We start from the raw sequence: 17,638 nt of genomic DNA on the forward strand, positions 1-17,638 counted from the left end.
CCATCTACGAGATGCTTGCCCACTGGCGATTCTTCGCACTTTCCAGGACAGCGTCGCAGACTTTTTGGGTTTCTAAAGCATCGCGGAAGGTCGGGTGGGCGGGTTCCCCCGTTTCAAGGCTCTTCAAGAAGTCGGCGACTTGGTGGATGAACGAGTGTTCATAGCCAATTTGAAGCCCAGGCACCCACCAATTGCCCATATAGGGTTGATTCCCATCGGACACGTGGATACTTCGCCAGCCGCGGACGATCGACTCGTCGCTGTGATCGAAGTACTTGAGCCGATGGAGATCGTGGAGATCCCATGCGAGCGAGGCATTTTCACCGTTGATTTCCAAGGTGTACAGCGCTTTGTGGCCGCGTGCGTATCGAGTCGATTCAAAGAGGCCTAACGATCCGTTTTTGAAGTGGCAGAAGAAGGAGCAAGCGTCATCGATGCCTACCGGTTGTTTCTTGCCCGTCTCCGCGTGAACTCGTTCCTTGACAAAGGTCTCGGTCACGGCGGAAAGATCGGTGATCGATCCGTTGAGCCATAGTGCGGTGTCGATGCAGTGGGCGAGCAAATCGCCGGTCACGCCGCTACCTGCCGCCTCAACATCGAGACGCCAAGTTGCTGCGCCCCCTTGTGGGACGTCAGCGTTGATCGTCCAGTCTTGGAGAAAGTTAGCCCGGTAGTGGAAAATGCGTCCCAGTTTCCCTGAATCGATGATTTGCTTTGCCAACGTGACGGCAGGGATGCGACGGTAGTTGTACCAAACCATGTTCGCGACGCCGGCCTTTTCGACCGCTTCGCACATCTCCAAGCCTTCTTCGGTGTTCATCGCGAGTGGCTTTTCGCAAAGGATCATCTTGCCCGCTTTGGCGGCCGCGATTGCGATCTCTTTGTGAATGTTGTTGGGGGTGCAGATATCGACCGCATCGATGTCTTTGCGTTCCAACAGCTTTCGCCAATCTGTTTCGATTGATTCGTAGCCCCAGTTCTTTGCGAACGAGGAGGCCTTTTCCGCGTTGCGGGCGCAGAGAGCCTTGAGAACCGGCTTGTACTCGCAAGGAAAAAAGTGGTTGGCTTGTGCGTACGCGTTCGAGTGGGCTTTACCCATGAAGCCGTACCCGATCATTCCGATGCGGAGTTCTTTCATCGAGGTTATTCCGATATGGTTGGAGGGCCGATATGGTTGGATGGATAGTGGGGCAGTTTGTTATTGGGAATCTCGGACGCGAATCATCACATCCAAAATCGAGTTCCAGGTTTGGGGCTTTTCCAGAGTTGCATTGGGGAACATGCAACCGTCCCAGCAGATATGTTGGATGCCGCGTGCCGCAGCGTCCTTAAGCCAGTAGCTGGAGCACCGGACGATGTCGAGTTTGCCGTTTGGATCGTCTGCGGGGCAGTGCTTACCCGTCTTGTCGTGAGATCCGGCGCCGTGGACATGGCCGTCGTTTTGTGCGACGTGGAAGTCGATGGTCCAAGGTCGAAGCTTGTCGGTCATCGCTTCGTAGGCGGCGTAGAACTCTTCTTGGCTGTAACCTTCTTTGAGCAGTGCATACTCGGGAGCGTTGTAGCCGAGGAGGTAAAGGTAGGTGTGAGCCAAGTCCGCTTGGAAACCTAGAGCGTCAGGCATGCCGACTCCCTCGAGCACGTCGAGCATATCGCGCCAAGAGTGCATCCCCGCCCAGCAAATTTCGCCTTCGGCAGCTAGTCGTTGGCCTGCATCTTTCGCAATCTTCGCCGCTTCCTTGAAGGTCTCGACGATCTTCTTGGTGTTGCTCACTTTGTCGGATCGCCATTTCTCAATGCCGAATTCCGCGCTGTCGATCCGAATCACCCCATACTTTCGGACACCATGCTTTTCGAATACGTTGGCGATGCGGCAAGCCATTTTCACGGCCGAAAGGAATTTTTCCCGGGAAGCTTCATCGCCCATGGCGGAATCACCAACGGTTCCTCCCCAAACAGGAGCGACCAGCGATCCCACCGCGAAGCCGTGACTCGCGATCTTATCAGCGATCTTCAGAAGTTCTTCATCGCTGGCGTTGGGGTCGGTGTGGGGGAAAAAAAGAAAGTAATCGATGCCATCGAACTTTTGGCCATTCACGCTGGCCGCTGCGGTAAGCTCCAGCATGCGATCCAAACTGATTGGGGGCTCTTGGTCGGGCCCATCTCCCTTGCCAACCAAACCGGGCCACATCGCATTGTGAAGCTTTAACTTTGTCATCAAGATACTCGAATGAGTTAGGGGGAATTGGGAAGGGAGAAACCGAGCGAAGAGGGGGGAATCACCTCTTCGCGTTAGTCAAAGAACGGGGGATGTCCCGTTTGGGAAAACGTCTTAGGCGTTGTTCTTCCAAGCCCCGTTTTGAGGCATGTTGGAATGGGCATCGGGACCGAAGTATCTCAATCCAACAAGCGGCTCAGAGCCGGTGTTTTCGATCTCCACTCCGCGCGTGGAAGCTTCATGGCTGATAAAGACTTCATCTTCGGTGTTTTCACCGAACCGGATCATCGCCGGGGTTTGCAACGCGAGCTTCCCGATGCGACCTTTGCCTTGGACGGTGATCCATCCACTGGCTGCACCATCTCGCAGAATACACTTGGCCCCTGGCTCCACGGTCAACTCCTTCGCGCTGAAGAGCTGCTTGCCGTCGATCGAACCGTACACGATCCACTTATCGGTGTAACCGGTCCCTGAGCGATCGGGATCCACGACCGGCTCGATATAGTTGCTGTCTTTGAAGTGGGTATCGACGTTCTTCTCCCAGTCGAGCTGACCGATGATAAAGTCGAGGTCTTGGTGCTTCTCTTTGGGCATGTCTTTGACTAGAAGGGACCAAGGCACATAGCGACCCTCGACGATCGATTGGAACATTCCAAACACATCGCTGCCCCATTGTGGCTCGTAGGTGCATAGGGAGCCGGGAGCGTGCAGCACACCGGGAGGAATCAACCAGCCTGTACCCCGCTTCAGACGATAAGCCCGCGACAGATCCAGAATGCCGTTGTCACCCTTGTTCCAATTCTCCAAGCATCGGCGCAAATCGTCTTTCGTCGTGCCGGGCTCGAGACCCATAAAGGTGTAGGAGAAGTTGTTGTCGACGTTGTTGTATTGGGGGGGGAAGTAATAGCTTTCAGGCTTTCCTTCTTGTCCTACCAATGCCGCATCTTCTGCTGACTGGTGCATGTGATGAGGGATGGGGCCCATGTTGTCGAAAAACTTCGAATAGACTGGCCAGCGGTTGTATTTGCTGAATGTCGGTGCCCCGACCAGACGGTTTCCTTGCTCGGATACCGCGTCCTTCAATAGAAATTTTTTGCCTTCGAAGAGGCAGAAACTGAGACCTTCGTGCCAAACGCGTCCTTCGTTGGCCGCCTCGGTGGTGGAGGAGAACCATCGTTCGTCGATCCCGCCCCGATCCGCTCCAAAAGCGTACAAATCACCTGGGTAAAGTTTGATGCGGCGGCCGGGATGCAGGAAGCTGCGGGGGACCCAAGTAGGAGTCAAGCGGAGCAAGCCTTCACCGGCATCGAGAGCTTGATCCAAAATCTTGGCGACGTTGTCTTTGCTCACAAGCCCGCTGTCTAATCCGGTACCGGCCATGGACGATCTCAAACTCTCTAAATTCGGGGAATTGGAAGGTTCTTATACACTAATCGGGTGGGAGGGAAAGCCTCCGCCCCTTGGCGAGGAAAGGGATTGTTGTAAGCCGGACGGGCGGCTGTTTCAAGCTCTCCGCGAGGGCTGACGCCAGATTCCGGAAACCTTTATCTCCCTAAAATGATTCGAGGTTATGATTCCTTGACCATCGGATGGATGGTCTGCGATGCATTCCCGGTATTTTAAGGACAGTATGGATTCCGCACGGCAAAGACCGTTCCTCCTCTTGGGTGTCGACGGTGGAGGGACCAAAACATCAGCCTGGGTCACCTCCGCGGCGAACCCGCTTCGATCCCTACACGCAATTTCATCCCACCAGCAGGATTCGATCTCCCTGTCGGACTGTGCCGTCGGTCAAGGATTGGGGGGGCCCGGAAATCCACGTTCGGTCGGATTCGATGCGGCGTGCGACAACATCGAAGCCGCCATTCGGGACGCGATGCAGCGCTTCGAATCGCAAACCGGTTCGGTCGTCTCGAAGGAACAGCTTCAGGCTGCTTGTATCGGGTTGGCCGGCGCTGGTCGTCTCGAAGAACAGGAAATCGTAACGCAGTGTCTTCGAAATCGCGGGCTGGCCGGTTCCCTTCAAGTCACCGACGATATCGAACCGATCCGCTGGGCCGCCGAATGGGAATCTGTCCTTGAAAAGCCAATTTCCTCCTCGGAGGACCTGCCCATCCATTCAGCTGGCTCTATGCCTTGGGTGACGCTCATTGCGGGAACGGGCTCCATCGCGCGATGCTCGCTGCCGGGTACAGGATGCGAACAGGTCGTCCGGGCTGGTGGGTGGGGCTACCTGCTGGGGGACGAAGGGAGTGGCTACGCCATCGGCCTTGCTGCCCTGAGAGAGGCCTGCAAAGAAGTCGATGCGGGCTCTCCTTCCACTTCCCTTACCAAAGCGATTCTCGCAAGGCTCGGCTTCGAATCGGTCTCGCAAATCGTGGGGTGGATTTATCAATCGCCCATTCCTCGGAAAGCCATCGCGGATCTAGCTCCTTTGGTAATCCAATCGAGACGCGACAATCCCGTCGCCGATTCCATCCTCCTCGATGCGATCGCGGGATGGGCTGCGATGGTGACGCAGGTCGCGCTGCGGGCGGGTGTTGTCGCCTCGTATCGTTTGGCAGTAGCGGGTGGAATTCCCAACCATTTTCCCGAATTGATCGACGAGCTCGCGCTCGAGTTGGGAGAATCGCATTCCTCACCGAAATCGATTCATGTCGTCAAGAATCCCGTCATCGGTTGTTTGGCTATGGCGGATCAGCTTGCTCGGGCTCCATGAGAACATTGGTTCCGTTTCTCCCCAAACCAGAGTCGATTGTGCTAATCTATTCGGAGCCTCCAGCCCTCCCAATCCTCTCCCACCAAAATGAGTTTCATCGCGATGAAGTCAACCATCTTCCAAACCTTGTCTTGGTTAACAGCCCCATCCCTCGGGATTTTTGTAGGTGCAACAGTTTGTTCCGCGCAAGATCCTGTTCCGAGTTCTCCCATTCCGATCGAGGGTGCCAAGTTTGCGATCATCGATGGGCAAGGCCCGGAGTGGGTGACGCTGGGCAAAGACGATTTCGTTCGCGCCAATTGCGACGAAGAGACTTGGGTTTGGGACGGCTCCACGGTTCACAGCACCGGAAAACCGATCGGCGTATTGCGATCCAAGGTGCAGTACAAAAACTTGGAATGGGTCGCTTACTGGCGGCATCTGAGCAAGGGCGGGAACTCAGGGTTTTTCCTGTGGACACCCGAAGAGGCGTTGAAGGATCTGCCTCCGAACAAGCTCCCTGGGGCGGGGATTGAAGTGCAGGTTTTGGATACGGGATACACCGAAAACTATGAGAAGTCGTCTGGAAAGAAGGCGACTTGGTTCACGACCCATGGCGATATCTTCCCAGTAGGAAAGTCCAAACTAGAGCCGTTTCCTCCCCTCTCCCCCGATGGATCGCGCAGCTTTCCGAAAGCGAATCGGAGCCAACCGAGCCCGGCCTGGAATCACTACTACGTGCGTGCGATCAACGGCGAAGTTCGCTTGTGGGTCAACGGAGTCGAAGTCTCCGGTGGCCGGAATGCGATCCCCGCGGAAGGCTATTTGTGCTTGGAAGCCGAAGGAGCTCCCGTAGAGTTCAAAGATATCCGTGTACGTATTTTGCCTTGATCCTCTCCAAGGCCCATTGGGCGTCCTTGCCCCCAAACTGTTCCGCTTTGTCATCTTTCGCTTAAGTTCATCATCCCTTGAAGAGGTTTCACTCCATGCAATCACTTTCGTCGTCTCTTAAACAGATTCGAGCTCGCCGTATTCGCTCCGCGCTCCAAACCGGGCTGGCTTGTTCGATGCTAACGACGGGTTTCGCGGGATGGTTGGGAACTAGCGGATGGGCACAAGAAGCTAAGCCCGACTACACAATTTCAGAGAAGGCGATGGAGATTCATCGCAAAGCCTATGTGTTTGATGGCCACAATGATCTTCCTTGGGAAATCCGGAAATTCAGCAAACGGTTCGACGATTGCGACATTAGCAAGCCACAGCCCAAGCTGCACACCGACATCGAGCGGCTTCGAAAAGGAAACGTAGGCGCGCAGTATTGGTCAGTTTACGTTCCTGCCGAAACAATGCGCGCAGGCGTCGCGTATCGCACGACGGTAGAGCAAATCGATTTGGTGCATGCCATGGTCAAACGGTATCCGGATGTCTTTCAACTTTGCTTGACGTCCGAAGATATTGAGAAAGCCCGACAGGCTGGGAAGATTGCGTCTCTTATCGGCATGGAAGGTGGACATTCGATCGAGGACTCGATCCAGAACTTGCGCCGGCTCTATGACATGGGGGCTCGGTATATGACTCTTACCCACTCCGATACCTTGGCATGGGCGGACGCCGCCACCGATCAATCCAAACACGATGGATTGAGTCCATTTGGGGAAGAAATCGTTCGAGAAATGAATCGGCTCGGGATGCTAGTCGATATCTCGCACGTTTCCCCTGCAACGATGCATGATGCGCTGGATATTTCCACCGCGCCCGTCATTTTCTCCCATTCGTCGGCTCGTTCGATTGCAGATCATCCTCGCAACGTGCCCGATGACGTTCTGAAGAGGCTGCCTCAGAATGGCGGCGTAGTCATGATCAACTTCTACTCTGGCTTTGTCGTTCCCAAGAGCGCAGCGATTATGAAAGAGATGTTCCAAGTCCGTCGAGAATTGCAGGCCAAGTACCCGGACGACAAAGAAAAGATGGAGCGGGAATACAAGCAGTGGCAAGTGAAGAACCCTTACCCGGCCGGCGAAGCGACCATCCTCGCAGATCATATTGAACATGTGATCAAGGTGGCGGGCATCGACCATGTCGGTTTGGGCTCCGATTACGACGGAATCTCGACGGCACCACGTGGGATGGAGGACGTTTCGACTTATCCATTGATCACTGAAATGTTGGTGCAGCGTGGGTATAGCGAAGAGGATATTCACAAAGTCCTCTACAAGAACGCATTGCGAGTACTGCGCGAGACCGAGGTGGCAGCGAAGAAGCTTCGAGCGAGTCAATAACTGCCATTCCGCAAGCAACTTTCTTGTCAGCTTGAGTTTCTCGCCAAGGCGCCACGGCGCAAAGGGGGGTGAGAGAAGGGGCGGTGTTGCTTTGCACTGCGCTGGTTGGATCGGTTCTTTTTTTCAGGGCAAGCGATAGGTGGGGAATGCGGGGTTGAATGCTTTCAGACTCTCTTCCTTTGCGAACGTTGCGCCTTCGCGAGCCACTTCCTTCTCTCACCATTTGAGCCAACGAAAAAAGCCAAGCGGGTTACGCTTGGCTTTTAAAATTGATGATAGTATCCGGCTACCGCACTACTTGGCGCGGGTGCGAGTCTTGGTCGCACCCTTGGCCGACTTCGAGTCTTTCACAACCTTCGTGGACGCAGGAGCCGGAGGGTTGCGAAGCGCCGCTTGAGCTGCTGCCAGACGAGCGATTGGCACTCGGAACGGGCTGCAGCTAACGTAGTTGAGGCCAATCATGTGGCAGAACTCGACCGAGGATGGATCCCCGCCGTGCTCGCCGCAGATACCGATCTTGAGGTCATTGCGAGTCTTGCGACCCTTCTCGACACCGATCTGCATCAACTGGCCGACACCGGTTCGATCGATCGAAGCGAATGGGTTCGCCTTGATGATTTCGAGCCCTTGGTAAGCAGGCAAGAAGGATCCGGAGTCGTCGCGGCTCATTCCCAAGCAGGTTTGGGTCAAGTCGTTGGTACCGAACGAGAAGAACTCGGCCGATTCTGCGATCTCGTCGGCGGTCAATGCACCGCGTGGGACTTCGATCATCGTTCCGACGGTGTATTGGAACTTCTTACCGGTAGCCTTCATGACTTCGCTCGCTACGCGATGGACGATTTCCACTTGGAGATCGAGTTCCTTCTTGAAACCGACGAGCGGAACCATGACTTCAGGCTTAACCTTGGTCCCTTCCTTAAGGACAGCAACGGCAGCTTGGAAGATCGCACGAGCTTGCATCTCGGTGATCTCGGGACGGAGGATACCCAGTCGGCATCCTCGGAATCCGAGCATCGGGTTGAATTCGTGCAGTTCGGAAACCAATCGGTTCACTTCCGCGACAGAAATGCCCAGCTGCTTCGCGACTTCTTCCTGGCCCTTCTTGTTGTCGTGTTGTGGCAAGAATTCGTGCAACGGTGGGTCGAGCAATCGGATGCAAGCGGGGAGACCATCGAGTGCACGGAAGATCCCTTCGAAGTCCTTTTGTTGGTAAGGAAGCAATGTTGCCAAAGCTTTCTTTCGATCGTCTTCGTTCTTCGCCAAGATCATTTGGCGGACAGCGATAATCCGGTCCCCTTCAAAGAACATGTGCTCGGTTCGGCACAGTCCGATCCCTTCGGCACCGAAGGCCACGGCGTTCGTGACTTGGTCGGGTTGGTCCGCGTTGGTGCGGAGACCGAGGGTTCGATACTTGTCCGCCAACTTCATAATGAAGTCGTAGTATTGGAATACTTTGCTGTCCTTTGGCTTGAGAGTCTTGCCAACGAGAACTTGCTTCAGCTCGCTGTCTGCGGTGTCGATCTTTCCGTGGAAGACTTCGCCGGTGGTACCGTTGATGCTGATGAAGTCCCCTTCCTTGAGGGTCACGCCCTTGCACTTGAGCGTTCCCTTGTGGTAGTCGATCTCGATATCGCCAGCACCGGCGACGCAAACCTTGCCCATCTGCCGAGCCACGAGAGCAGCGTGGCTGGATACACCACCGCGTGCGGTGAGAATCCCGTCGGAAGCGATCATCCCGCGGAGATCTTCAGGACTGGTTTCGATACGGGCCAGAACAACATTCTGCCCCTTGGCGGCCAGTTCTTCTGCCTTGCCTGCGGTGAAGACCACGGCGCCGGATGCGGCTCCAGGACCTGCTGGCAAGCCGACGGCCATCAAGCGACCTTCTTTGCGAGCCTTCTCGTATGCAACGATATCGAAGATCGGTTGGAGGAGTTGGTTCAACGCCTCGGGGTCACCCGACTTGATCGCATGCTCAGGGGTCATCAACTTTTCCTTGACCATGTCGTGAGCAATCTTCACGTAGGCCAATGCAGTTCGCTTCCCGTTTCGAGTTTGAAGCATATAGAGCTTCTTCTTCTCGATGGTGAACTCAAAGTCTTGCACGTCGCCGAAGTTCTTTTCGAGAGTCTTGCGGACTTCGACGAGTTCCTTGTAGGCGGCGCCGATGGTCTTGTCCTTCGCCATTTCGGAGATCTTGAGAGGGGTGCGAACACCCGCCACCACGTCTTCTCCTTGTGCATTGACCAAGTATTCGCCGTAGAACACGTTGTCGCCGTTGGCAGGATCGCGAGTGAACGCTACGCCGGTTGCGCAGTCATCACCCATGTTGCCGAAGACCATGCTCTGCACGTTGACCGCGGTACCCCATTCGTCTGGAATGCGGTACTTTTGACGGTAGAGAATGGCTCGTTCGTTCATCCAAGATCCGAAGACAGCGAAGATCGCTCCTTCGAGTTGCTTCATCGGGTCGTTCGGGAACGCCTTGCCCGTGCGATCCTTGATCAACTTCTTGAATCGCTTCACGAGCTCTTGCAGGTGTTCTGCGGTGAGGTCTGTGTCTTCTTTGACCTTCGCTTCGCTCTTGAGGCCATCCATGACTTCTTCAAATGGCTCATGCTCGTTTTCACTGCGCTTTTGGACGCCCATGACCACGTCGCCGTACATCTGCAAGAATCGGCGATAGGAGTCCCACGCGAATCGAGGATTGTTGGTGGCTGCGGCCAAGCCTTCGCAGGTGGCGTCGTTGAGACCGAGGTTGAGGATCGTATCCATCATCCCGGGCATCGAATCGCGTGCACCCGATCGGACCGAAACCAAAAGTGGGTTCTTAGGATCACCGAACTTCTTTCCGGTCTCCTTCTCCATCCACTTAACGGCCTTCTCCAAATCGGTGGAGAGTTCCGGTGGAGCTTTGCGGCCATTCTTGTAGTAATGAACGCAGACTTCTGTTGTGATTGTGAAGCCAGAAGGGACGGGAAGTCCGATTTTGGTCATCTGAGCAAGGTTTGCACCTTTACCCCCGAGGAGAGCTTTCATCCCTCCGTCGCCATCGGTCTTAGATTTGCCAAAGAAATAGATCAACTTGTTAGCCATGGCCGAGTGCACTACTCCACTTAGTTTGCCAAAATCGAAGTTAGGGAAATTCCCAGATATTTTCGGCCGAAAGTCTACGTTTAACGTTAAAACACGTCAATGCGGCCAACGATCCCGTAGGCCCTTGCGCCACAAAAACTTAACGCAATATCACGCCATGATACCGCAATCGCTCTTGGGGTCGCTCTCCACGCACCTCCCTGTCCCTCGTTCCTTTCCCTCCTCCGCGTTGTCGAGGTTTCCGACCGATCGATACCCGGTTTGCCAGCGCGAGTGCGAGGTGTTTGAAGAAGGAACTTGGCGAGGGGTACTGATCGACGACTGGTATCTTCTGGGCAGGATCACCGATTGGGAGCAAGCCGGACAGGAGGGGCAGGACGCCGCGAGCCACATCGATTGGACCCGGTCTCGCAAGGTCGAGCCACTGTTCCATAGCCAGGCATCACCGACAGCAATCGACGAAAAAACAAATGGAATCGAGAGTTGGCAGGGAACGCCCAAGCCCTGTGATGGGGATGAAGTAGAGCCAACGGAGCCTCGATGGATCGTTATCCACGCCCGATCGCTCCGCCCTGTCCCCTATTTGATCAAGCACTGGGGAACACCACCCGATCCGGTGCAAGAGGATTGGAGACGGCAAACCGGAACGTCGGAGACGCCGCTGCGCTCGATCTGGATTCTGTCTGCCCCGGACGGAGTCCTTTATCGGCTCGAGGACTCGAAAGGTCACGCGTCTAGTCGTCCCACTTCTACTCCCAAGCTCCTTCGCGAAACTCCACTTGCTGTCCACCCAAAAAACACCGGTAAAAGAACCAAAAAAAAAGCGGTCCCTCGAGTCGGCAATCCAGGTCTGCTGGCTGGGGCGCTGGTCGCAGTCGCGGTTCTACTCGGGGTAATGCTGTGGATCGGAAGGGATTCGACGACGGAGGGTCCGAAGCACTCTGAATCCGGTGGGGAATCCGGTCGGGAAGCCGAATTCCTGGCCGGGACAGAGACGTTGGAGTCGCCCGAGGTGCTGGTACTGCTCGAAGACGAGCCATTGGCGGCGCAGCCGGTTGAACCAGTATTGGAAGCAGGTGGACCTCTGAACGTCCCGCCGATCGAATTACCCGTGGTGGATTTGGCTCCCTTTTCCACAACGACGCGTGAGTCAAGCAGTAGGGTGGGCTTGGAGACGATCGAGGATGGGAAGGAGATTGCAAAGTTGGATGATGCGACGAATCTGGACGCCGAGTCGGAATCGGAATTGCAAGCGACCGAGTCGGTTACTCACGGAATTCGCAAGACTTTTCTAGTTTCCGGAGGGTTGGCTCGCCATCGAATCGGGACGGGTAGTTCGGTTGTTTCAACGCGAGCGACTTGTCTTGCCTCCCTGACTCTATCCGACGTGTCGGATTCAGGAATCACAATCCATCCCTCCGATTCTTGTTTGCTCGTCGGAGAAAGCGAGCAGCAATGGGTTGTCGCTTTGGAAGAGGAGGCTCCCGAATTGGTCCTCGCTTTAGCGTCTCGTCCTGCTCGACGGTGGGAACTATTCATCAAAACCGGAGTCCGCGAACATCGCAATGCACCGACCTATTGGCTCCATGCGGGGCAAGCCAACCGTGTTGTGGATCAGATGGCGGTCGCCAAGCGTTCGGCGGACGGGGAGTTGTCACGGATACAATCCATGCTCGATTCAGGGCAGGCGACTGGGCCTTTCAACCTCCGGCAACGCCGGCGACAATTGCAGCAACTCGATAAAGAGCTCGAGCGATCCATCGAAGTTTGGAAAGTCGTCGAGCGTTTGAGCCTGATCGTGCTCGACCAAGCCCAATTGGAGGTCATGCTCCAATCCCCGTAAGCTTTCTGTCACTGCTTCTTCCTAAGCCAGAAAAAGTGTCAAATCGTTGCAGCCTGTTGTCGATTCCGGGACCTTGCATCCGACTACTCGGTGTACGACACGGTATACCACTCGGTGTAAGACGAAAAAAACAACACCGCGATTTGCGGAATGTTCGCTTAGGGCAGTTCTCTTTTGAAGTGAGGCATCATGAAGTTTATCTGTTTAGGCTACGCCGATATGTCCAAGTTCCAGACCATGTCGCCGGAAGTGTTGCAGCGGTCGATGGATGAGTGTTTTGCGTACGATGATTTTCTTCGTGCCGGAGGTCACTTCGCGGGTGGCGAGGCGTTGCAGGAGTCTTCGAAGGCCATCACGCTTCGATGTGTCGATGGTGCAATTCAAGCGACGGATGGACCTTATGCAGAAACCAAGGAGCAAATCGGAGGGATTTTGATCCTGGAGGCGGAAAGCATGGAGCATGCGGTGGAACTGATGTCCCGCCATCCAGGCGTTGGAATCGGTCCCTTCGAAATCCGACCGTCGGATGAAGCCACCAACGCATTGATCAACGCACGCAACCAACCGAAGCCTCGTAATCCCGTCGCTTGGTTCGAGATCTATGTGGCGGACATGGTGCGCGCCAAGAGGTTTTATGAAGCGGTCCTCCAAGTCGAGTTGAGCCAATTGGAGTCGCCCGATTCTGCCATCGAGATGTTTGCTTTTCCCATGAACATGAATGGAGATGGCGCTTCCGGAGCGCTGGCCAAGATGGAAGGGAACCCACCCGGAGGGACCGGGACGCTGGTCTATTTCGCATGTCAAGATTGTGGTCTCGAAGCATCGCGTGTCGAGTCCTCTGGCGGGAAGCTGCTCCAGGGCAAGACTCCCATCGGCCCCTATGGTTACATCGCCCTCGCGATGGACACGGAAGGGAATCGAATCGGTTTGCATTCGATGAACTGAGCCCAGTCGTATCCTTTTCACCCACAGGACCCCACCATGAGTCAATCCCAACGAATCACCCCCTTTCTCACCTTCAAAGACCAAGCGGAGGAAGCTGCCGAGTTTTATGTGTCCGTTATTCCCGATTCGAAGATTCTGCGCAAGGTGAAGAACCCGCACGCCGACGCGGTCCTCACCGTCGAGTTGGAATTGCGAGGGATGAAATTCGTCGCCTTGAATGCCGGCCAAGATTGGAAGTTTACAGAAGCCTTCTCCATTGCCGTCGAATGCGACACCCAACAGGAATTGGATCGAGTTTGGGAAAGTCTCACCGCCGATGGCGGGGCGGAGCTGGCGTGCGGATGGCTCAAGGATAAGTTTGGAATGTTTTGGCAAATCTGGCCCGCAGAACTTCCAAAGTGGATGGCGAGCGAAGATTCCGAAGCGGTACAAAGGATGTTTCAAGCCGTCTGGCAAATGAAGAAACTGGACATCGCAACGTTAGAGAAAGCATTTGGTGGGGGAACATGAAGGCAAAGAAGTCGGTGATTACAGGTTGGGTGCTGAGCGTTGTGGTCGCATTGCTCCTGAGCGTGCTGAGCGCCTACGGCAAATTCTTTGACTTCCCCGACAAAGAAGCGATGTTTGCCAAGCTTGGGTGGGACACCGGAGTGATGGTGTATGTGGGCATCGTCGAAGTGGTGATTGCGCTACTGTTTCTCGTACCGCGACTCGCCTTCCTTGCGGCAATTCTCATGTCGGCCTACTTGGGAGGAGCCACAGCCGCTCATGTTCGGATCCATGAAAATTTCCTCTTGCCGATTCTCATTGGTGTTGTTGCATGGGTTGCACTGGGGCTGCGGGACCCACGCGTCTTTCAAATTGCTTTTACTAAGAAGGCTTTGGAATCCAAAAGCATCTGAGGTCCATCAGGAATTGCATTTCAAAACGACAGATGACTGGACGCGAGGTGGCGGAACGGCTGCTTCGATCCCATCTGAAGAATGGTGTAAGATGATGCAATGGACCTATTTGAAGCATCGGAAAAGAAGAATCGAGAGCGATCGCAGCCATTGGCTGCGCGCATGCGACCTCGCACACTAAACGAGTTTGTTGGGCAATCTCATTTGCTTGCACCTGGCAAGCTGCTGCGACGATTGATTCAAGCCGATCGCCTTCAATCAATCTTGCTCTACGGGCCGCCCGGTACGGGGAAGACCACACTTGCTCACTTGCTGGCAAATGAAACGCGAGGCGCGTTTCGCCAATTGAACGCCGTCACGAGCGGCATCAAGGAATTGCGAGAATCGTTGGAGTGGGCGCGCGACGAAGTCTCCGCGACTGGCAAGCGACCGATTCTTTTCATCGATGAAATACACCGCTTCAATCGCACGCAACAGGATGCGTTGCTGCCCGATGTCGAGCAAGGGATCGTGACACTCGTGGGGGCTACGACCAGCAATCCCTTTTTTGCCGTCAACGGGGCCCTTCTCAGTCGATCGCAAGTCTTCGAATTGCAACCCCTAAACGATCAGGACTTGATCCAGCTCCTCCGTCGCGCACTGGAAGATTCCACGCGAGGATTGGGAATGTATCGTCCCCAAGTCGACGAGGATGCGTTGGAATACTGCGCTCGCATCTCTGAGGGAGATGCCCGCCGTGCCCTCGGTGCCCTGGAATTGGCCGTCCTCTCCTCGACGCAGACTCCCGTCCGGGTCGATCAAGACGCGATGCGCGAAAGCATGCAGAAAAAAATCCTTCAGTTCGATCCGACGGGAGATCAACACTACGATCAAGCCAGCGCGCTGATCAAGAGCATTCGAGGTAGCGACATCAACGCAGCTCTCTACTGGCTCGCCCGTAGTCTAGAGTCGGGCGAAGAGGTCCGTTTCCTCACCAGACGACTTGTTATTTTAGCGAGTGAAGATGTGGGAAATGCGGACCCCCAAGCTCTTTGTCTTGCAGTCGCTGCGATGCAGGCGTGCGAATTTATCGGGCTTCCCGAATGCCAACTGACTTTATCTCAACTTGTTATTTATCTAGCGGCTGCACCGAAGAGCAATTCGGCGACGGCTGCGATCACTGCCGCTCGCAAAGAAGTGCGAGAAGGGTCGCTCATTCCGGTACCACGACACTTGCGGGATGGCCACTATGGAGGTGCTGAGAAGTTAGGGAATGCCGTCGGTTACCACTACACACACGATTCCGACCAAGGTGTGGCGGCGCAAGAGTACTTAGGCGTGGACCGGGAGTTTTACAAACCGGTGCGCCGAGGGTACGAAACGGAATTGGCGGATCGTTGGGATGCGATTCAGCAGATACTCAAACCGGGGGATAAACCGGAATAGAGGTACTCGAAACCAGGCAACCACCCCAAAACACCTTTTCGACCACGATCGACTTGAGGTTTCTCGCCTTTCGATTGAATGAGCGAGGTTTCGGGATCTCGATTACGAGAACGAGAACCGTCCGCTGCGGCGGACTGAGCACGAGCACGGGGGACGAGTCAGAACGTTGAGATATGCCGAGGACAATGCACCTCGTGCGAAACTCCGCATTCGATGGTTCTCGGCAAGTTTCTTACTGGGCGAGTCTCTTACTGGGCAAGTCGGGATTTGGCGCGGGTTTGAGCGATCGTACGTTCTCGTAGGGAAATGGCTTCGGGTGAAGAAGCCTTCATCGAGGTCGCCTTGGCCAAGTCCTCTTCCGCTTGTTTTTTGTCGATCTGTTCACGTTTGAGCAGTCGGTCGGTGAGCACATAAACCGCTTCTCGGGTGACTTGTACAAATCCACCGTCGACGAACCATTCGGTGGAGGTCGATCCGTTACGCAGTTTGAGCAGACCAAAACCTAGACGACCAACCATAGGGGCGCGACCGGGCAGAATCCCGGCCTCGCCGTCATAGAGCGGTAGCGTGAGTGCGTCGCATGTCGTATCGAGCTCGGTTTTTTCCGGTGTTACCACTACGCAACGAACTTGTGTCTCGGCCATGGTCGGTCAACGATTTCAAGAGGAAGGGGAACGGTGTGGAATCTACTTCTTCGCAGCGGCAGCCATTCGCTTGGCTTGCTCTTCCGCTTGCTCGATCGGTCCGACGTACATGAACGCCGACTCGGGCAGGTGATCCCACTTTCCATCGCAGATTTCTTCAAAGCTGCGGATGGTATCGGCGAGGGAGGTAATTTCCCCTGGTTTGCCGGTGAAGACTTCCGCGACCAAGAACGGTTGAGAAAGGAAACGCTCGATGCGGCGAGCTCGTTTCACGACTGTCTTGTCCTCTTCGCTCAATTCGTCGACGCCGAGAATCGCGATGATGTCTTGCAACTCGCGGTATCGTTGGAGCGTCTTCTGAACGCGACGAGCGATAGCGTAGTGCCGCTCACCGACGATTGCGGGGTCCAAAATACGGGAGTTCGAAGCGAGTGGGTCGATCGCTGGGTAGATGCCCTTTTCCGAGATCGATCGCTCGAGGTAGATAAACGCATCGAGCTGTCCGAACGCCGTGGCAGGAGCAGGGTCAGTTGGATCGTCAGCGGGAACGTAGACCGCTTGAACCGAGGTGATAGCTCCCTTCTTGGTCGACGTGATCCGCTCTTGCAACGCACCCATTTCGGTCGCGAGGGTTGGTTGATATCCCACCGCAGAAGGCATACGGCCCAACAAGGCCGACACTTCGGATCCCGCTTGCGAGAATCGGAAAATGTTGTCGACGAACAACAGCGTATCTTTACCGGTGGTATCCCGGAAGTATTCCGCCATCGTGAGGGCCGAAAGAGCAACGCGAAGACGGGACCCTGGTGGCTCATTCATCTGACCGAACACCATGCAGGTTTGTTCGATCACTTTGCGGCCGGTCTTCCCAATTTCCGCTTCCTGCATTTCCAACCAAAGGTCGGTTCCTTCGCGGGTTCGTTCTCCAACCCCTGCAAAAACCGAGTACCCCCCGTGGGTGCTGGCTACCCGAGCGATGAGTTCTTGGAGAATAACCGTCTTTCCGAGGCCTGCACCTCCGAACAACCCTGCCTTACCACCCCGAACGAACGGTGTGAGCAAGTCGATCACTTTGATACCAGTCTCGAAGACTTCCGTGTTGGTCGATAGCTCCGAAACGGGGGGGGCTTGTCGGTGAATGGGCCAATACTCGTCGGCAGGAACGGGACCGCGTTGATCGATAGGATCGCCGAGGACATTGAAAACGCGACCGAGGGTTCCATTGCCGACAGGAACCGAAACCGGTCGTCCGAGGTCGACGCATTCTTGGCCGCGCATCAGACCGTCGGTGCTTCCCAACGCAACGCAGCGAACCTTGCCGCCGCCTAAATGCTGCTGGACTTCCCCTGTCAGATTGATTTTGATTCCCTTCTTTTCACCTTCTACTTTGACCGCATTGTAGATCGGTGGAAGGCTGTCCGCGGGGAATTCCGCATCAAAGGTAGAACCGATGACCTGGCTCACTCGGCCTGACTGTTTTCCTGTGGCAACGCTCATGAATTGTCTCGACTTCGTACGATCCGAAAGTTGTGGTTTTGTTGACGGGTCGCTCTCGGGAGAGCAATCCCATTGGATTTGAAAACGGGTGCCG

The 17,638-nt window shown here is 55.2% G+C and carries 14 protein-coding genes; 8 read left to right on the forward strand and 6 right to left on the reverse strand.

The features are described from left to right. Positions 1 to 4: 4 nt before the first annotated feature. From SH467x_RS15680 to SH467x_RS15690, 3 genes are all read right to left on the reverse strand, one after another. Positions 5 to 1,138 carry a Gfo/Idh/MocA family protein gene (locus tag SH467x_RS15680; protein ID WP_146678538.1) on the reverse strand — a complete coding sequence of 378 codons (1,134 nt, stop codon included), beginning with the start codon at positions 1,136 to 1,138 and terminating at the stop codon, positions 5 to 7. A gap of 60 nt (positions 1,139 to 1,198) precedes the next feature. Beyond that, positions 1,199 to 2,215: a sugar phosphate isomerase/epimerase family protein gene (locus SH467x_RS15685; protein WP_482368050.1), complete on the reverse strand. Its 1,017-nt coding sequence runs from the start codon at positions 2,213 to 2,215 to the stop codon at positions 1,199 to 1,201. Between the two features lie 114 nt (positions 2,216 to 2,329). Next, the gene (locus SH467x_RS15690; RefSeq protein WP_482368051.1) at positions 2,330 to 3,595 is read right to left on the reverse strand and encodes a hypothetical protein; all 1,266 of its coding nucleotides are present in this window, start codon (positions 3,593 to 3,595) and stop codon (positions 2,330 to 2,332) included. Between the two features lie 223 nt (positions 3,596 to 3,818). Between SH467x_RS15690 and SH467x_RS15695 the strand changes: the two genes are divergently transcribed. The 3 genes from SH467x_RS15695 (at position 3,819) to SH467x_RS15705 (ending at position 7,192) form a co-directional block, all read left to right on the forward strand. Further along, positions 3,819 to 4,934, forward strand: a complete 1,116-nt coding sequence (locus SH467x_RS15695; RefSeq protein ID WP_482368052.1) for an N-acetylglucosamine kinase — start codon at positions 3,819 to 3,821, stop codon at positions 4,932 to 4,934. Between the two features lie 102 nt (positions 4,935 to 5,036). Then, positions 5,037 to 5,804, forward strand: coding sequence for a 3-keto-disaccharide hydrolase (locus SH467x_RS15700; RefSeq protein WP_482368053.1), 768 nt, complete (start codon positions 5,037 to 5,039; stop codon positions 5,802 to 5,804). Between the two features lie 95 nt (positions 5,805 to 5,899). Further along, complete coding sequence (locus tag SH467x_RS15705; protein WP_482368054.1) at positions 5,900 to 7,192, forward strand: dipeptidase; 1,293 nt, start codon at positions 5,900 to 5,902, stop codon at positions 7,190 to 7,192. Between the two features lie 294 nt (positions 7,193 to 7,486). On the opposite strand, the gene ppdK is transcribed toward SH467x_RS15705, so the two are convergent. Next, on the reverse strand, positions 7,487 to 10,288 hold the full coding sequence (gene ppdK / locus SH467x_RS15710) for a pyruvate, phosphate dikinase (RefSeq protein ID WP_482368055.1): 2,802 nt from the start codon (positions 10,286 to 10,288) through the stop codon (positions 7,487 to 7,489). Between the two features lie 157 nt (positions 10,289 to 10,445). Between ppdK and SH467x_RS15715 the strand changes: the two genes are divergently transcribed. From SH467x_RS15715 to SH467x_RS15735, 5 genes are all read left to right on the forward strand, one after another. Next, on the forward strand, positions 10,446 to 12,131 hold the full coding sequence (locus SH467x_RS15715) for a hypothetical protein (protein WP_482368056.1): 1,686 nt from the start codon (positions 10,446 to 10,448) through the stop codon (positions 12,129 to 12,131). A gap of 189 nt (positions 12,132 to 12,320) precedes the next feature. Continuing rightward, positions 12,321 to 13,076, forward strand: coding sequence for a YciI family protein (locus tag SH467x_RS15720; RefSeq protein WP_482368057.1), 756 nt, complete (start codon positions 12,321 to 12,323; stop codon positions 13,074 to 13,076). 36 nt (positions 13,077 to 13,112) lie between these two features. Further along, positions 13,113 to 13,586, forward strand: coding sequence for a VOC family protein (locus SH467x_RS15725; RefSeq protein WP_482368058.1), 474 nt, complete (start codon positions 13,113 to 13,115; stop codon positions 13,584 to 13,586). Next, a complete protein-coding gene (locus tag SH467x_RS15730; protein ID WP_482368059.1) occupies positions 13,583 to 13,978 on the forward strand; it encodes a DoxX family protein in 396 nt (131 codons plus the stop codon). The genes SH467x_RS15725 and SH467x_RS15730 overlap by 4 nt, the downstream gene beginning before the upstream one ends. Before the next feature lie 99 nt (positions 13,979 to 14,077). Beyond that, positions 14,078 to 15,403, forward strand: coding sequence for a replication-associated recombination protein A (locus tag SH467x_RS15735; RefSeq protein ID WP_482368060.1), 1,326 nt, complete (start codon positions 14,078 to 14,080; stop codon positions 15,401 to 15,403). A 248-nt stretch (positions 15,404 to 15,651) separates the two neighbouring features. On the opposite strand, the gene SH467x_RS15740 is transcribed toward SH467x_RS15735, so the two are convergent. Next, a complete protein-coding gene (locus SH467x_RS15740) occupies positions 15,652 to 16,047 on the reverse strand; it encodes a FoF1 ATP synthase subunit delta/epsilon (protein WP_482368061.1) in 396 nt (131 codons plus the stop codon). Positions 16,048 to 16,089: 42 nt separating this feature from the next. Then, positions 16,090 to 17,544: a F0F1 ATP synthase subunit beta gene (atpD, locus tag SH467x_RS15745; protein WP_482368062.1), complete on the reverse strand. Its 1,455-nt coding sequence runs from the start codon at positions 17,542 to 17,544 to the stop codon at positions 16,090 to 16,092. Between the last annotated feature and the right edge of the window lie 94 nt (positions 17,545 to 17,638).

Origin of the sequence: Brakhagea slesvicensis (genome assembly GCF_052161625.1) — a bacterium.
Classification (GTDB): domain Bacteria; phylum Planctomycetota; class Planctomycetia; order Pirellulales; family Pirellulaceae; genus JBKCUI01.

What these genes read in the sequence shown, in the direction of transcription:
- ppdK (WP_482368055.1), bottom strand. Translation starts at nt 10,288, where the DNA reads ATGGCTAACAAGTTGATCTATTTCTTTGGCAAATCTAAGACCGATGGC.
- SH467x_RS15705 (WP_482368054.1), top strand. Translation starts at nt 5,900, where the DNA reads ATGCAATCACTTTCGTCGTCTCTTAAACAGATTCGAGCTCGCCGTATT.
- SH467x_RS15740 (WP_482368061.1), bottom strand. Translation starts at nt 16,047, where the DNA reads ATGGCCGAGACACAAGTTCGTTGCGTAGTGGTAACACCGGAAAAAACC.
- atpD (WP_482368062.1), bottom strand. Translation starts at nt 17,544, where the DNA reads ATGAGCGTTGCCACAGGAAAACAGTCAGGCCGAGTGAGCCAGGTCATC.
- SH467x_RS15680 (WP_146678538.1), bottom strand. Translation starts at nt 1,138, where the DNA reads ATGAAAGAACTCCGCATCGGAATGATCGGGTACGGCTTCATGGGTAAA.
- SH467x_RS15685 (WP_482368050.1), bottom strand. Translation starts at nt 2,215, where the DNA reads ATGACAAAGTTAAAGCTTCACAATGCGATGTGGCCCGGTTTGGTTGGC.
- SH467x_RS15715 (WP_482368056.1), top strand. Translation starts at nt 10,446, where the DNA reads ATGATACCGCAATCGCTCTTGGGGTCGCTCTCCACGCACCTCCCTGTC.
- SH467x_RS15720 (WP_482368057.1), top strand. Translation starts at nt 12,321, where the DNA reads ATGAAGTTTATCTGTTTAGGCTACGCCGATATGTCCAAGTTCCAGACC.
- SH467x_RS15735 (WP_482368060.1), top strand. Translation starts at nt 14,078, where the DNA reads ATGGACCTATTTGAAGCATCGGAAAAGAAGAATCGAGAGCGATCGCAG.
- SH467x_RS15695 (WP_482368052.1), top strand. Translation starts at nt 3,819, where the DNA reads ATGCATTCCCGGTATTTTAAGGACAGTATGGATTCCGCACGGCAAAGA.
- SH467x_RS15690 (WP_482368051.1), bottom strand. Translation starts at nt 3,595, where the DNA reads ATGGCCGGTACCGGATTAGACAGCGGGCTTGTGAGCAAAGACAACGTC.
- SH467x_RS15730 (WP_482368059.1), top strand. Translation starts at nt 13,583, where the DNA reads ATGAAGGCAAAGAAGTCGGTGATTACAGGTTGGGTGCTGAGCGTTGTG.
- SH467x_RS15725 (WP_482368058.1), top strand. Translation starts at nt 13,113, where the DNA reads ATGAGTCAATCCCAACGAATCACCCCCTTTCTCACCTTCAAAGACCAA.
- SH467x_RS15700 (WP_482368053.1), top strand. Translation starts at nt 5,037, where the DNA reads ATGAAGTCAACCATCTTCCAAACCTTGTCTTGGTTAACAGCCCCATCC.